The organism is Bradyrhizobium sp. Pha-3, assembly GCF_042258325.1.
Lineage (GTDB): Bacteria > Pseudomonadota > Alphaproteobacteria > Rhizobiales > Xanthobacteraceae > Bradyrhizobium > Bradyrhizobium elkanii.
Map to the genome: position 1 here is coordinate 7,181,253 of NZ_CP170151.1, position 14,449 is coordinate 7,195,701.

Annotated in this window: 14 protein-coding genes; 6 read left to right on the plus strand and 8 right to left on the minus strand. The window is 65.5% G+C overall.

From position 1 onward, the window contains the following. Window positions 1-72: 72 nt before the first annotated feature. Both ACE10X_RS34315 and ACE10X_RS34320 read right to left on the minus strand, forming a co-directional pair. A complete protein-coding gene (locus ACE10X_RS34315) occupies window positions 73-696 on the minus strand; it encodes a hypothetical protein (RefSeq protein ID WP_038386240.1) in 624 nt (207 codons plus the stop codon). Window positions 697-800: 104 nt separating this feature from the next. Then, a complete protein-coding gene (locus ACE10X_RS34320) occupies window positions 801-1,262 on the minus strand; it encodes an Lrp/AsnC ligand binding domain-containing protein (protein WP_038386239.1) in 462 nt (153 codons plus the stop codon). A 114-nt stretch (window positions 1,263-1,376) separates the two neighbouring features. Between ACE10X_RS34320 and putA the strand changes: the two genes are divergently transcribed. Continuing rightward, window positions 1,377-4,385: a bifunctional proline dehydrogenase/L-glutamate gamma-semialdehyde dehydrogenase PutA gene (gene putA, locus ACE10X_RS34325; protein ID WP_038386238.1), complete on the plus strand. Its 3,009-nt coding sequence runs from the start codon at window positions 1,377-1,379 to the stop codon at window positions 4,383-4,385. A 343-nt stretch (window positions 4,386-4,728) separates the two neighbouring features. After that, window positions 4,729-5,934 carry a CaiB/BaiF CoA-transferase family protein gene (locus tag ACE10X_RS34330; protein WP_304556771.1) on the plus strand — a complete coding sequence of 402 codons (1,206 nt, stop codon included), beginning with the start codon at window positions 4,729-4,731 and terminating at the stop codon, window positions 5,932-5,934. Window positions 5,935-5,960: 26 nt separating this feature from the next. Here the strand turns inward: ACE10X_RS34330 and ACE10X_RS34335 are convergent, their stop codons facing one another. From ACE10X_RS34335 to ACE10X_RS34345, 3 genes are all read right to left on the minus strand, one after another. Beyond that, window positions 5,961-6,125 carry a hypothetical protein gene (locus ACE10X_RS34335; RefSeq protein ID WP_162832429.1) on the minus strand — a complete coding sequence of 55 codons (165 nt, stop codon included), beginning with the start codon at window positions 6,123-6,125 and terminating at the stop codon, window positions 5,961-5,963. Between the two features lie 99 nt (window positions 6,126-6,224). Continuing rightward, window positions 6,225-7,772, minus strand: coding sequence for a hypothetical protein (locus tag ACE10X_RS34340; protein ID WP_304556773.1), 1,548 nt, complete (start codon window positions 7,770-7,772; stop codon window positions 6,225-6,227). A gap of 193 nt (window positions 7,773-7,965) precedes the next feature. Next, the gene (locus ACE10X_RS34345) at window positions 7,966-9,036 is read right to left on the minus strand and encodes a hypothetical protein (RefSeq protein ID WP_038386232.1); all 1,071 of its coding nucleotides are present in this window, start codon (window positions 9,034-9,036) and stop codon (window positions 7,966-7,968) included. A 204-nt stretch (window positions 9,037-9,240) separates the two neighbouring features. Between ACE10X_RS34345 and ACE10X_RS34350 the strand changes: the two genes are divergently transcribed. From ACE10X_RS34350 to ACE10X_RS34360, 3 genes are all read left to right on the plus strand, one after another. Next, complete coding sequence (locus ACE10X_RS34350) at window positions 9,241-9,615, plus strand: Crp/Fnr family transcriptional regulator (protein WP_018273297.1); 375 nt, start codon at window positions 9,241-9,243, stop codon at window positions 9,613-9,615. Then, entirely contained in the window at window positions 9,612-10,421 is an 810-nt protein-coding gene (locus tag ACE10X_RS34355) for an MBL fold metallo-hydrolase (protein ID WP_375763429.1), read from the plus strand. Before ACE10X_RS34350 ends, ACE10X_RS34355 begins: the two co-directional genes overlap by 4 nt. Before the next feature lie 140 nt (window positions 10,422-10,561). Then, window positions 10,562-11,176, plus strand: a complete 615-nt coding sequence (locus ACE10X_RS34360; protein WP_038386230.1) for a glutathione S-transferase family protein — start codon at window positions 10,562-10,564, stop codon at window positions 11,174-11,176. 218 nt (window positions 11,177-11,394) lie between these two features. Here the strand turns inward: ACE10X_RS34360 and ACE10X_RS34365 are convergent, their stop codons facing one another. From ACE10X_RS34365 to ACE10X_RS34375, 3 genes are read right to left on the minus strand one after another with little or no spacing between them, the layout of a single operon-like run. After that, window positions 11,395-11,889 carry a TPM domain-containing protein gene (locus ACE10X_RS34365; protein ID WP_038386229.1) on the minus strand — a complete coding sequence of 165 codons (495 nt, stop codon included), beginning with the start codon at window positions 11,887-11,889 and terminating at the stop codon, window positions 11,395-11,397. A gap of 2 nt (window positions 11,890-11,891) precedes the next feature. Then, complete coding sequence (locus tag ACE10X_RS34370) at window positions 11,892-12,788, minus strand: YgcG family protein (protein ID WP_038386228.1); 897 nt, start codon at window positions 12,786-12,788, stop codon at window positions 11,892-11,894. A 21-nt stretch (window positions 12,789-12,809) separates the two neighbouring features. Then, entirely contained in the window at window positions 12,810-13,427 is a 618-nt protein-coding gene (locus tag ACE10X_RS34375; RefSeq protein WP_038386227.1) for a LemA family protein, read from the minus strand. A 159-nt stretch (window positions 13,428-13,586) separates the two neighbouring features. Between ACE10X_RS34375 and ACE10X_RS34380 the strand changes: the two genes are divergently transcribed. After that, window positions 13,587-14,441: an enoyl-CoA hydratase gene (locus ACE10X_RS34380; protein WP_038386235.1), complete on the plus strand. Its 855-nt coding sequence runs from the start codon at window positions 13,587-13,589 to the stop codon at window positions 14,439-14,441. Window positions 14,442-14,449: the final 8 nt, after the last annotated feature.

Here is a 14,449-nt window from a genome sequence, read left to right on the forward strand (position 1 = left end):
CACGCGGAACGCCATGCCGGCGATCAACGAGGGTGGAACAGCGCGGAACGCGCAGCCGCAATGCTCAGCCGTTCAATCTTCCGTCACCCATTTGGCGACGGTCATGACATCAGGCGGTTGCAGATAGCCGCGCGGCCAGAGATCGACGGCCCATTCCACCTTGGTCGCGCGCTCGACGAGAACGGCGGTGTTGTGCGGCGTTTGCGCCAACGAAAATCCGCGGTAGTGGGGATCCCCGACGTCATGAAACCTGAACAGGTTCCACGCCTGCATCACCAGCATCAGGCTGGTCGTGTTCCGCGTCGTGTCCCAGCAATCATAATTGTGCTTGTCGTCGTTGGCGCGGAAGTCCGCTTTCGCCACGCGCTTGTCGGTGCCGAGGATCGGCCCCATGCGGCGGTCGAACCAGATCACGGCCTTTTGCACGGCCGCGCGTTCGGCGGCGGCATTGGCGCGGCCCGTGGCCATGATCTTGGCCAGGGCCGCCCGGTCGGCTGCGCTGAAGTCGAGCATCTCGCGACGCCGGCAGACGAAGCCGTAACAGACCGTCATCCCCGTCGCCGACGGCGGATAGATCGAGACCGAGGTGTAGAGCTGCATGATGCCGGAGCTGAGTTCGGCTGCACGGGCCGGCATGGCCGACGGCAACGACAGCATGAGCACAGCAAACGCGCCGGCAAATCCGGCCCGCTTCATTCGTATCGGCTGATCAGCGTCTTTCATGAACCACCGCCCCAACTCGACCAAAGGATTATCGCGGGTGTATCGCAATGCCAAGACATCCGGAGCATGGCTGTGGATCAGACCGGCAGCGGCGCGTCGCGCTTGACTTCCTCCATCACCGCGTAGGTTCGCGTCTCGCGTACGCCCGGCAGCGCCAGCAGGGTCTCGCCAAGAAACCTGCGATAGGCGGTCATGTTGGCGACCCGCGCCTTGACCAGATAGTCGAAGCCGCCGGCCACCATGTGACACTCGAGCACTTCCGGCGCGGTCTGGACCGCCCTGGCGAACTTCTCGAATACGTCGGGCGTGGTCTTGTCGAGCAGCACTTCGACAAACACCAACAGGCCAAGCCCGAGCCGGTGCGGATTGAGCCGCGCGCCATAGCCCTCGACGAAGCCGTCGCGCTGCAGCCGCTTCAGCCGCTCGCCGACCGAAGTCGGCGACAGGCCGATCCTCTCCGCCAGTTCCACATTGGCAATCCGACCATCCCCTTGCAGGATCGAGAGGATTTTGCGGTCAGTCTTGTCGATCTCTGTCATATCTACGGTAATTTTCGAATTGATCCTGATTTTCTAAGGCAAATCTGCTAATTTGTCTATCGAACTACGGTTCGCTAGCGCGTACGTGTTCCCATACAATCTCAAGGAACCGCCATGCCAGACCCGTCGCCGCTCCCACCCCCGTTCAGCGCGCCCTACGCGCCCGACGACGCCGCCATCGCCGCCCGCCTGCGTCAGGACGCGAGGCTCGGCGCGGAGGCGGAGGCACGGATCGACCGCACGGCAACGCGCCTGATCGAGGCGATCCGGGCCAACGACGATCCGCTCGGCGGGGTCGAGGACATGCTGCGGGAGTTCGCGCTGTCGACCAAGGAGGGGCTGGCGCTGATGGTGCTGGCGGAAGCGCTGCTACGGGTCCCGGACGCGCGCACCGCCGACCAGTTCATCGAGGACAAGCTCGGCCAGGGCGACTTCGTCAACCACGAGACCAGATCGAGCGCGTTCCTGGTCAACGCCTCGGCCTGGGCGCTCGGCATGTCGGCCCGGGTGATCCAGCCCGGCGAGACGCCGCAGGGCACGATCGGGCGGCTGACCAAGCGGCTCGGTGCACCGGCGGTGCGTGCCGCGACGCGGCAGGCGATGCGGCTGATGGGCAGCCATTTCGTGCTCGGCGAGACCATCGAGGCGGCGTTGTCGCGCGCGCAAGCGCACACGGCGCGCGGCTCGCGCTATTCGTTCGACATGCTCGGCGAGGGTGCGCGCACCGCCGACGATGCCCAGCGCTATTTCGAATCCTACGCCCGCGCGATCGAGGCGATCGGCAAGGCGGCCGGCGATCAGCCCCTGCCCGACCGGCCCGGCATCTCGGTGAAACTCTCCGCGCTGCACCCGCGCTTCGAGGCGGTGAGCCACGCGCGGGTGATGACCGAGCTGGTGCCGCAGCTGATCGATCTCGCGCGGCGCGCCAAGGCGTTCGACCTCAACTTCACCGTCGATGCCGAGGAGGCCGACCGCCTGGAGCTGTCGCTCGACGTCATCGCCGCCGCGTTCGCCGATCCCTCGCTCGCCGGCTGGAGCGGCTTTGGCCTCGCAATCCAAGCCTATCAGAAGCGCGCCGCCGACGTCATCGACTATGTCGATGCGCTGACGCGCGCGCTGGACCGCAGGATGATGGTGCGCCTGGTCAAGGGCGCCTATTGGGACACCGAGATCAAGCGCGCGCAGGAGCGCGGGCTCGACGGCTATCCGGTGTTCACGCGCAAGGCGATGACCGACCTGAACTACGTCGCCTGCGCGCGGAAGCTGCTGGCGCTGCGGCCGCGGCTGTTTCCGCAATTCGCTACCCACAACGCGCTGACGGTCGCGACCATCCTCGAGCTCGCCGACGATCCCTTGAGCTTCGAATTCCAGCGGCTGCACGGCATGGGCGAAGCGCTCTACGCCCAGCTCGGCGAGGACCGGCCGGAGATCGCCCACCGGACCTATGCGCCGGTCGGCAGCCACCGCGATTTGCTCGCCTATCTGGTGCGGCGGCTGCTCGAGAACGGCGCCAACTCGTCCTTCGTGGCACTGGCCGCGGACAATCGTGTGTCCATCGTGGACCTGCTGCGCCGCCCGGCCGAGATCGTAGGTCGCGACGACAAGGCGTCTCACTCCGCGATTCCGTTGCCGGCCGAGCTTTATCGGCCGCAGCGCGAGAACTCGCACGGCATCGAATTCGGCGAGCGCAAGGCGCTTGGCGCGCTGACGTCGGCGATCGCGGCCGAGCGGAGGGCTTCGCCTTCCATCACCCCATCAACAACCGAGCAGGCGAACGCCGCCGTTGCCGCGGCGCGCAGGGGCTTCAGGGCCTGGAACGCCACGCCGGCCACAAAACGTGCGGCGATCCTGGACAAGGCCGCGGGCCTGCTCGAGCAGCGTCGCGCCCACTTCCTCGCTCTGCTGCAAAGCGAGGGCGGCAAGACGCTCGACGATGCGCTATCCGAGGTGCGCGAGGCGATCGACTTCTGCCGCTACTATGCCGCGCTGGGGCAAAAGCTGTTCGGCGCAGGCGAGACGATGCCGGGCCCGACCGGCGAAAGCAATGTGCTGGAGCTGCACGGACGCGGTGCGTTCGTTGCGATCTCGCCGTGGAATTTTCCGCTCGCGATCTTCCTCGGCCAGGTGACGGCGGCATTGATGGCCGGCAATGCGGTGATCGCAAAGCCGGCCGAGCAGACGCCGCGCATCGCAGCCGAAGCGGTCGCGCTGCTGCATCAGGCCGGGGTGCCGCCTTCAGCACTGCATCTGGTCCAGGGCGACGGCGCGGTCGGCGCCGCGCTGGTGGCGCATCCCACTATCGCAGGCGTCGTCTTCACCGGCTCGACGGAGGTCGCGCGGTCGATCAACCGCACGCTCGCCGCCAAGGACGGCCCGATCGTGCCGCTGATCGCCGAAACCGGCGGCATCAATGCCATGATCGTCGACGCCACCGCGCTGCCCGAGCAGGTCGCCGACGACGTCGTGACCTCGGCGTTCCGCTCCGCCGGCCAGCGCTGCTCGGCGCTGCGGCTGTTGTTCGTACAGGACGACGTCGCCGACCGCATGATCGAGATGATCGCGGGCGCCGCGCGCGAATTGAAGATCGGCGATCCCTCGGAACCGTCGACGCATATCGGACCAGTGATCGATGCCGGGGCCAAGCAGCGGCTCGATGCGCATATCGCGCGGATGAAGCAGGAGGCGCGGGTGCATCTCGCCGGCGAGGCGCCGTCAGGCAATTTCGTCGCGCCGCACATCTTCGAGCTGTCGGCGGCCGGGCAACTGAAGGAAGAGGTGTTCGGCCCGATCCTGCACGTGGTGCGCTACCGCGCCGACAAGCTCGGCGAGGTGCTGAGCGCGATCGAGGCGACCGGCTTCGGGCTGACGCTCGGCATCCATTCCCGCATCGACGACACGATCGAGCACGTGATCGACCGCCTCCAGGTCGGCAACATCTATGTCAACCGCAACATGATCGGCGCCGTGGTCGGCGTGCAGCCGTTCGGCGGCAGCGGCCTCTCCGGCACCGGCCCCAAGGCCGGCGGCCCGCATTACCTCGCACGCTTCGCCACCGAGCAGACGATCACGATCAACACCGCCGCCGCGGGCGGCAATGCGGCGCTGATGGCAGGGGTGGAGTAAGCACTTCACCCTCCCCTGGAGGGCAGGGCTATCGCATTTCGTGGCGGTGCCCTCGTGGCCATCCTTCGAGACGCCCGCCTTCGGCGGGCTCCTCAGGATGAGGTCTTGTTTTGCGGCACAATAGTAGACCCTCATGGTGAGGAGCGCCGCTTGCGGCGCGTCCGCGGTCGCCAAGGGGCATATGCGATAGCCCTGCCTGGAGGGGCCCTCCAGAGGAGGGTAAGAAAGTGCCGTTGCATCGTGCCCCCCAGATAGGTCAAATGGCGGTCCGATCGGGATCATTGCTTGCGATAATTCCAGCTACCGGAAAAACACCAACAAGCGCCACGGGAGCGACGGCACGATGGAAAAAGGCATTTTTGACGGGCTCAAGGTCCTGGACTGCGCGAGCTTCATCGCCGCGCCCGCGGCCGCCACCGTGCTGTCCGACTTCGGCGCCGACGTCATCAAGATCGAGCCGCCCGGCGCCGGCGATCCCTATCGCAATCTGCCCAATCTGCCCGGCTATCCATCGAGCGAGCACAATTTCGCGTGGATGCTGGAGGCCCGCAACAAGAAGAGCCTCGCGCTCGACCTCACCAAGCCTGACGCGCAGCAGGTGCTGTACAAGCTCGTCGCCGAGGCCGACGTGTTCATCACCAACATGCCGCCGCAGGTGCGCCAGAAGCTCGGCATCACCTACGACCATCTCGCCCATCTCAACGACCGGCTGATCTATGCCTCCTTCACAGGCTATGGCGAGAAGGGCGAAGAGGCCAACAAGCCCGGCTTCGACTCCAACGCCTATTGGGCCCGCTCCGGCCTGATGGATCTGGTGCGCGCCGACGAGGAGACCACGCCGGCCCGTTCGGTCGCCGGCATGGGCGATCACCCCTGCGCGATGGCGTTCTACGGCGCGATCGTCACCGCGCTGTTCCAGCGCGAGAAGACCGGCAAGGGCTCGCATGTCTCGACCAATCTGATGGCCAACGGCGTCTGGGCCAATGGCGTGCTGGCGCAGGCCAAGCTCGCCGGCGCCAAGTTCAAGAAGCGCAAGCCGCGCGAAGAGGCCCTGAACGCGGTCACCAACCACTACAAGTGCAAGGACGGCCGCTGGCTGATCCTGTCGCTGCTCAACGAAGACCGGCAATGGCCGACGCTGGCGCGCTGCATGGGCCGCGAGGACCTCATCGCCGATCCGCGCTTCGCCACCAAGGCGGACCGCCATGCGCGCTCGGTCGAGCTGATCAAGATCTTCGACGAGGTGTTCGCCGGCAAGGATCTCGCCGAATGGCGCAAGATCCTCGACGGCAACGGTCTCGTGTTCGGCGTCGTCGGGATCCTCGACGATATCCCGAACGACAAGCAGATGATCGAGAACGAGGTGCTGGTGCGCTTCGAGAACGACACCATGCTGACCGTCAACAGCCCGATCTTCATCGACGGCGCGAGGAAGGTGCAGCCGCGCAAGCCGCCCGAGGTCGGCGAGCATTCCGACGAGATCCTGCGCCAGGCCGGTTACGACGAAGCCACGATCCAAAAGCTGCGCGCATCCGGCGCGGTGGCGTAGCGGATCGATCTCCGTCGAGCGTCGCTTCAGCGCTTCATCCAGGCCCAGACGATGGCCACAACGATGATGCCGATGATGACCGCGAGCCCGATCGCCCAGCTGCTGACGCGGATGGCGCTGACCGCCTGACGCTCGGCCTCGTTGACCGCGATCTCGCGGTCGCGCTGCTTGTCCTGCTCGGGAGCACTCATCGGCCGGTCTCCGCTCAAGGCTGGGCTGTTCGGGGCGTGGTCGCGACGCGGAATATAGCATCGAATAATTACGCGCAGCCGCTTCGGTTCCGGCCGAAATCACCGGTCCTTCACGAAGCACATGCCGATGCGCGAGGCCTTCGCGGCCACCTGGCAGGCAAGACCCTCGGCGCAGGTCCAGCCGCGGAAGCTGCGATCGGTCTCGGCGGGCCTCGCGCCCGGCAGGTAGCAATGCGCGCCCCAGCCGTCGGTGTATTCGGTGCCGGCAAGCTCGGTGCTGCCGCGCAGTTGCGGCCGGTTGGAGAAGCCGCGCGAAAAGTCCGGCGCCTTGCCGTCGCGGAAGCTTGCAAGGATATCGCGGCGGCGGGGCTGGTCGCCGAAGAAATGCGGCGAGGCCGGCACCACGGTGGAGTTCGACGGCTTTGCCGCCATCCAGTCGACGCCAGGGAAATGGAAGCCGCCGATGCCGCGGGTCTGGTGGCAGCCGGCACAGGTGACATCGTTGAGGCGCCGCTCGAAGCCGGCCAGCGACTGGATGTTTTGCAGCTTCGTTCCGTCGGCCGCGGCCTTCTGCAGGGCGCCGACGACGTCACCATCCGAGAACACCGCATTGCCGGCTGTGCCCTCGCCCTGCACCATGCCGAACTCGGGCTCCAGCTCGCTGACATCGAAACCGGTCGGCGTCGGCGCGACCGCTGAGGTCGCGAGGAAGCGATCGGGGATCAGCAAGGTGCCGCGATCGAGCTCGGCGAAATGCTTGGGATCGAGCAGCCACGCCTTGAAGTCGCGCCTCAGTGCCTCGTCCGCCAAAATGCGGTCGCGATCGATCTGGTTCTCCAGCGCCGCTTCGGTAAAGCGCTTTGCCGCGCCGTCATAATCGAACACTTTGAGCAGATAGTCGGTGCGGAAATCGCGCACCGCGGATTTCGGCGCGTGCGCGATCTGCAGATTGGTCTCGATGCGATCGATATTGCGGGCGTCGATCAGATCGAGCGGACCATCCTTGCCGGACAGTTTATCCATCGCCGACGGCGCGCTGCCGGTCGCGAGCCAGCGCCGCGCGATTTCGCGGCAGCCGAGCGATGCGTCGTTGCCGTCACCCTTCGCCTTCAGCACGAGGTTCAGCGTCATCGGCAGCCGCTGCGACACTGCGTTCTCGCCGATCGGCGGCACATCGGTGCGGGTCAGCCGGTAGATCAACCGGATCTCGCCGCAGTCTTTCGGCGCCACATAGGCGCGGTCCATGCGGTTGACGATGCCTGACAGCACGAAGCGGACGTCGGTGGATTCAAGCAGCGCGCGATCGAACAGCTGAAACGCGAAGCTGTCACCGACGCCGATGCTCTCATTCGGCAGGCTTGCCTTATGCTTTGCGACATAGCGATCGAACTCGCGATCCAGCGCCTCGCGCACCGGAATCATCGCCGCGAGCCCGAGCAGATCGCGGTTGGACAGCGGTGTATCGGCGGAACGCTCCGGCGCGAGCATCCGGCCGAGGTTGAAGCGGCCGTGATCGAGCTCGCGCAGGATGGCAGGATCGATGACCGCCGCGCCGCGCTCGAGCATGCGATCCTCGGCGGCCTGCACCGGCGCAACGCCGCAAAGCAGAACGGACATCACGAGAAGGCATTTCAGCGCACGGCTCATGCCCCCACTAACACCGCGCGGCAAACCCTATTCAAGAAAAAAGGCGCTTCACATCGTGGTGAAGCGCCTTGGTGTTGTCGTGTTGCGGGATGATAGCGTTTTCGAGCGAAGTGGACGCCGGTTCGCGTGAAGAAAACGCGTCCAAACAACACGCTAGAGCTTCGATTCTGATGCAATCAGAACCGAAAATGCTCTAGCGAGAGACGATCAGGCCCTTGCTGGTGACGACCACCCAGCGGCCATCCTGCTTGCGGATGGCATCGACCCGGCCGAGGCCCGGGACGGGGTCGCCGGCGTAAACCTCGTAGATGCCGCCGCGGCCCTCGATCAGCGCGCCGCCATTGCCGACGTCGCGCAGCGACCAGCCGTCGACCACCGGCAGGCGGCCGACCTCGGGCCTGGGCGCGGCCGGCGCCGCCGCGGCAGTCGCCGGGGTGACCGAGCCCGTGACCTCGCGGGCGGGCGTCGCCGCGGCGACGGTCGTTTGCGGCGTGGCGCGGAGCTTGTCGACTGCCTCGCTGAGCTTGTTGAGCTTGGCCATCGGCTCGGCCTGGGCCTTCTCGACCTTCTCGATCCGGTCGCTGGCCTTGCTGAACTGGGCCTGGCCGGCCTTGGCGGTCTGTTCCACGCTGGCCTTCAGCGCGGCGACCTCGGACTCGATCCGGACGAGCGCGGCATCGGCCGCTTCCTTCGCCGCCGCGTCCTTGGCAGCCGTATCCGTCGCGGAGGCGACGGCGGGGGTGGCAAAATGGCCGAGCCCCGCGGTCGCGAGCGCACCGCCGATGGCGCCGGCCACGGTCGCCAGCGCGATCACCGCGGCCATCGCCCCGATCCGGCGCGGGCCGGCCGGCTTGCCTGCCGCCTTGGCCGCCTGTTCGGCGCCCGGCCTGGATGCGGTCGCCTCGTGGTCCCAGGTGCGGTCACCCGGTGCCATGATCATCAGCTTGCCCGGAAAATGCGGCTCTTCCCGCTTGCCGGTCTCGACCTTGGGCACGTCCATATTGGTCGGCTCGACCTTGGCCTCGACCTTCGGCTCGATCATGGACTCGATCTTGGGCTCGATCTTGGGCGGTTCAAGCTTCGAGGGTTCAATCTTGGGCGCGTCCATCCGGGGCGCGTCCGCCTTTGGCGACGTCTCTTCCTGCTCGGGCGCAAGCCGGGGAGCTTCGACACCGGCCGCGACCATCACGGGCTCGCTTTTCGCCGCCGTTTCGGCGCCGGTTTGACCGCTGACCGGCTCGCTCTGCTGCTCACTCACGTTCAAAGTCTCCACACTGGGTTGACAATTCGGTAACTTTTATTGCTTGCGAAATGGTTACCCCGCTCCGCCATTACCTAAATTTTAGGGAGTTTTCCGGGCCGGATTTGGGCGATGCTGCCCTGCGGCAATCTGCGCCGCTTCCGTTTGCGCGCGGCGCTTTCCCGATTAACATACCGCTATCTTCCAGCCAGAAGGCAGGAGAGCGCCATGACGATCGAGAAATGCATCAAGGAATTTGGTGTCGATGACGTCATCTTTGAGGAAGGCTCGACCGGCCGCGAGCTGTTTGTCGTGCTCGACGGCAAGGTCGACATCGCCAAGATCGATCGCGGAAACAAGACGGTTATCGTCAGCCTCGGCAAGGGCGAGTTCTTCGGCGAGATGGCCGTGATCGACGGCTCGGCGCGCTCGGCGACCGCAATCGCCTCCGCGCCCGCGACGCGGGTGATGCGGATCAACCACGCCCGCTTCGTCTATCTGGTCAGCCAGCAACCGGCGTTTGCGCTGATGGTGATGGATGCGCTCTCGAAGCGCCTGCGCGCATCCAACGCGGTCACTTACCGGACGGCGGCAACACCATGAGCGACCGCAAGCCAAGCCCGTTCACGACGCTGTTCGACGCCGAGGTCGCAACGCTGATCCAGGCCGCCGACGACGTCTATCAGATCCGCTTCAAGAACCGTGCGGCGAACGCCTATCTGGTGCGCGGCAGCAAGCGGACCATCATGATCGACGTCGGACTGTCGAGCAATTATCCGTCGCTCGTCGCTTGTCTCAACCATCTCGGGGTGACGCCCGAGATGATCGACATGGTGGTGCTGAGCCACGAGCATCTCGACCACATCGGCGCGGCCTATCATTTCCACGGCAGCGCCTATATCGCCGCGCACCGGCTCGCCGCCAACAAGATCATGCTGCGCGACGATTTCTCGATGCTCCGCAAGATGTTCAACGAGCCGAACGTGCCGATCGATATCGACATCTGGCTCGAGGAAGGCAACCTGATCGACCTCGGCAATTTCCGCCTCAACGTGATGTACACGCCCGGCCACACCTCGGCCTGCATCACGCTGTTCGACCAGGACAAGGGCCTGCTGTTCGCCGCCGACACGCTGATGCCCGGCGGCGTGATGGGCGGCGTGTTCGGCTCCGGCTCGATCGCCGACTACATCCAGTCGCTGGAGCGGTTGAAGGGCCTCAACTCGAAGATCCTGCTGTCGGGTCATGGCCGGCTGTCCGATACGCCGCAGGACGATGTCCGGATCGCGCTGCAGCGCTCGCACGGCCTGCTCGAGGACACCGCGCAACTGTTCGATGCACTCGATGCGCGCTCGAATTTCGAGCCGATCATGCAGTCGGTGCGCGACCTCAACAAGCTCGACGATTGAGCTCAGTCCTTCCCCCTCGTTGCGAGCCAACGGGTCGCAATGACGTTCGGGCGACCGAGCACCTTCACATTTGACAAATCCGCGCGCGGCCTGTTCAACAGCGGAAACAACAACGCTGAAGAAAACAGGGAGCAAGGACCATGAAGCTTTACGACTCGATCGGACCCAATCCGCGCATCGTGCGCATGTTCATGGCGGAGAAGGGCATCGAGATACCCAAGCAGACCGTCGACCTGCGCAAGGGCGAGAACCGCGAGACGGAACACCTGAAGCGCAATCCGCACGGCCAGATGCCGGCGCTCGAGCTGGACTGCGGCAACTACCTCTCCGAGATCACGGCGATCTGCGAATATCTCGAGGAGAAGCACCCCTCGCCAGCGATGATCGGCACCACGCCGGAAGAGCGCGCGGAATGCCGGATGTGGACGCGCCGCGTCGATCTCAACATCGCCGAGCCGCTTGCGAACGGCTACCGCTTCGGCGAAGCGCTGAAATTCTTCGAGAAGCGCATTCCCGTTGCGCCCGAAGCCTCGCCCGGGCTGAAGATGATCGCCGCCAACCGCATCAAATGGCTCGATGACCAGATGGCCGACGGCCGCGGCTACATCTGCGGCAAGCGCTTCACGCTCGCCGACATGCTGCTCTATTGCTGGCTGGATTTCGGCAACCAGGTCGGCCAGCCGCTGGACGAGTCGAACGCCAACGTCGTCGCCTGGTTCAACCGCGTCGCCGCGCGGCCATCGGTGAAGGCGTAAAAGGCGGTCTTCTTGTCCTCCCTGGAGTGGAGGATCGGTTCGCATGAAGCGTAGCGCAATGCGAACCGAGGTGGGGTGATCGCTCCCCTCGGGCAGCGTTCACGCGGAGAGACCTTCACTCCACCTCGCCGCTCATTGCATTCGCGTCGATCCCAGAGCGAGCTTCGCTCGTCTCGACCCCTCCAGGGGAGGATGAAGAGCACCCGACCACTCAGTCCCTAAATGACCACCGGCTTGTCCGGCAGCTCATTCGGGCCGGCCGGCGGCGGAAAATATTTCGCCAGCTCGCGCGACACCGCCTCAATCCCCTTGATCACGCCCTGCTCGAAGCGGCCGGCCCGAAAATCCGTTTCCATCGTGCGGCAGATCGCCTCCCAGCCGGCATGGCCGACCTTCGCGTCGATGCCGCGGTCGGCGACGATCTCGACGTCGCGGTCGGCGAGCAACAGATAGATCAGGACGCCATTGTTGTGATCGGTGTCCCAGATCCGCAAATGCGAGAACACGTCGAGCGCGCGCTCCCGCGCAGGCTGATTGCGGAACAGCGGCACGCCGTCGAGCGCGCCCTCGACGACGAAACGGATCTGGCCGGAATGAGTGGCCTCGCCGGCCTTGATCGCCCGCTCGATGGCGTCGAGCACGCGCGGCGGAAAATCACGCCGCACCCGCCAGCGGTATTCGAGCAGATGCTTGCCGATGCGCTTGATGCCCATGCCTACCAGCTCCCCGAGGCGCCGCCGCCACCGAAGCTGCCGCCTCCGCCGCTGAAGCCGCCGCTATCGCTCGAGCTCGAGCCGCTGCTCCAGCCCCCGCCGCCGGACCAGCCGCCGGAATAACCGCCGCCGCGCCGGTACGGTCCCGAGCCTGCCGCCGGACCGCCAAAGTTCAATCCGCCGAAGATCAGCGCCGCCACGGCGGCGAACAGGCCGACCACGAATGCCGTGGCAAGCGAGCCGGCCACCATCCAGGTGAAGACGCCGACGACACCGCCGGTCGCAACCGAGCCCAACAACCGTCCCAGTATCCCACGCAACACGCCGGCCACGATGATGACGATAAAGATTGTCACCGGATTGGCGAAGTCGACCAGGTTCGGCCCTTGCCAATGCTCGGGCTCCGGCGCCGGCAATTGCTCGCCATTGATCAGGCGGATCATCCGGTCGACGCCGGCCGAGATGCCGCCGGCGAAATCGCCGGCCTTGAATTTCGGCGTGATGTCTTCGTCGATGATGCGGTGGGTGACGGCATCGCTCAGCACGCCTTCGAGGCCGTAGCCGACCTCGATGCGCAAATGCCGGTCGTTCTTGGCGACGACAAGGAGCGCACCATCGTCGATCTTCTTGCGCCCGATCTTCCAGGCCTCGGCCACGCGGATCGAGAACTGCTCGATGGTTTCTTCGCCGGTGGTCGGCACGATCAGGACCGCGATCTGGCTCCCCTTGCGGGTCTCCAGATCCTTCAGCCGGTCGGTCAGCGATGCGATATCGCCAGCGGACAGCGTCCCGGTCTGGTCGACGACGCGGCCGGTGAGCGGAGGCACCGCGACCTCCGCCCATGCCGGGCACACGAAGCCCAGCAGGAAGGCGAGCAGGATAACGCGTGCGGCGGTCATCGCGATGCGCGCACGCCGGCGTTATTTCGACGGCGCCGGGGCCGGCGACGGATTATTGAAATCGACCTTCGGCGCGGTCGATATTTCCTTTTCATTGTCGACCGTGAAGTTGGGCTTCTCCTTGTAGCCGAACGCCATCGCGGTCAGGTTGTTCGGGAAGGTGCGGATGCCGACATTGTAGTCCTGCACCGCCTTGATGTAGCGATTGCGCGCCACCGTGATGCGGTTCTCGGTGCCCTCGAGCTGCGCCATCAAGTCGCGGAACAGCGCATCCGATTTCAGCTGCGGATAATTTTCAGTGACGACCAGGAGCCGCGACAGCGCGCTGGTCAACTCACCCTGCGCCTGCGTGAACTTCTGGAACGCCGCCGGATCGTTGAGCACCTCGGGCGTCGCCTGGATGCTGCCGACCTTGGCGCGCGCGTTGGTGACGCCGAGCAGCACGTCCTTCTCCTGCTGCGCAAAGCCCTTCACCGAGTTGACCAGGTTGGGCACGAGATCGGCGCGCCGCTGGTACTGGTTCACCACCTCCGACCAGCTCGACTTGACCTGCTCGTCATTGGTCTGGATCGCGTTGTAGCCGCAGTTGGTCAGGCTCAATGTCGCCAGCGCTGCGAGCACGGTCCAAAGCTTGCGCATGAAGATGGTCCTCCCCGGTGGATTCCGCGTCAGCTTAACAGATTTTCGCCGGATAATCCCGTGCGGCGGATTTCGCGGCTTCTTTTGCGGATGATGACGCTTGCCTATCCCTGCCCGCGCCGTTCATCATGGCAAAAAAATCGATCGCGGGAGGATCCATTGGCGTCTGAACAATTCGAGACGATTGTTGTCGAACGGCCCGAGCCCGCGATTGCGCGGATCGTGATGAACCGCCCCGAGGCTCGCAACGCCCAGAACCTGCAAATGACCTACGACCTCAACGCCGCCTTCGACCGGGCGGTGCAGGACGACGCGGTCAAGGTCATCATCCTCGCCGGCAACGGCCCGCATTTCTCCGCCGGTCACGACCTGCGGCCAGGGGCCAAGAACCAGGCGGGTGTCGATTTCCCGCCAGTCGGAAATTGGGGCGGCTTCGCCGAACCTAACGCCCATGGCCGCTTCGCGCGCGAGCAGGAGATCTACCTGCAGATCACAAGGCGCTGGCGCAATCTGGCAAAACCGACGATCGCGGAGGTGCACGGCAAGTGCATTGCCGGCGGCCTGATGCTGGCCTGGGCCTGCGACCTGATCGTTGCCAGCAACGATGCCGAGTTCTGCGACCCCGTGGTGACGATGGGCGTCTGCGGCGTCGAATGGTTCGTGCATCCCTGGGAGCTCGGCGCGCGCAAGGCCAAGGAGATGCTGTTCACCGCCGACGTCTGGAGCGCCGACGAGGCGCATCGCCTCGGCATGGTCAATCACGTGGTGCCGCGCGGCGATCTCTCGTCGTTCACGCTGGCGCTGGCGCGGCGGATCGCCGCAAAACCCGCCTTTGCGCTGAAGCTTTCCAAGGAGGCAGTGAACCGCTCGATCGACATCATGGGGCAGCCGGCCGCGATCGATCAGGCTTTCGCGCTGCATCAGCTCTGCCACGCCCATAACCTGCAGGAATTCGGCATGGTGGTGGACCCCGCGGGCCTGCATCCCTCCGTCAAGAAAACCGCCAACGTGTAGCAAGCCAG

Excerpts from the sequence above, each read along its gene's own strand:
- ACE10X_RS34375 (WP_038386227.1), bottom strand. The coding sequence starts at position 13,427 with ATGCGCAAGCTTTGGACCGTGCTCGCAGCGCTGGCGACATTGAGCCTG.
- ACE10X_RS34315 (WP_038386240.1), bottom strand. The coding sequence starts at position 696 with ATGAAGCGGGCCGGATTTGCCGGCGCGTTTGCTGTGCTCATGCTGTCG.
- putA (WP_038386238.1), top strand. The coding sequence starts at position 1,377 with ATGCCAGACCCGTCGCCGCTCCCACCCCCGTTCAGCGCGCCCTACGCG.
- ACE10X_RS34330 (WP_304556771.1), top strand. The coding sequence starts at position 4,729 with ATGGAAAAAGGCATTTTTGACGGGCTCAAGGTCCTGGACTGCGCGAGC.
- ACE10X_RS34360 (WP_038386230.1), top strand. The coding sequence starts at position 10,562 with ATGAAGCTTTACGACTCGATCGGACCCAATCCGCGCATCGTGCGCATG.
- ACE10X_RS34335 (WP_162832429.1), bottom strand. The coding sequence starts at position 6,125 with ATGAGTGCTCCCGAGCAGGACAAGCAGCGCGACCGCGAGATCGCGGTC.
- ACE10X_RS34340 (WP_304556773.1), bottom strand. The coding sequence starts at position 7,772 with ATGAGCCGTGCGCTGAAATGCCTTCTCGTGATGTCCGTTCTGCTTTGC.
- ACE10X_RS34355 (WP_375763429.1), top strand. The coding sequence starts at position 9,612 with ATGAGCGACCGCAAGCCAAGCCCGTTCACGACGCTGTTCGACGCCGAG.
- ACE10X_RS34320 (WP_038386239.1), bottom strand. The coding sequence starts at position 1,262 with ATGACAGAGATCGACAAGACTGACCGCAAAATCCTCTCGATCCTGCAA.
- ACE10X_RS34350 (WP_018273297.1), top strand. The coding sequence starts at position 9,241 with ATGACGATCGAGAAATGCATCAAGGAATTTGGTGTCGATGACGTCATC.
- ACE10X_RS34370 (WP_038386228.1), bottom strand. The coding sequence starts at position 12,788 with ATGACCGCCGCACGCGTTATCCTGCTCGCCTTCCTGCTGGGCTTCGTG.
- ACE10X_RS34365 (WP_038386229.1), bottom strand. The coding sequence starts at position 11,889 with ATGGGCATCAAGCGCATCGGCAAGCATCTGCTCGAATACCGCTGGCGG.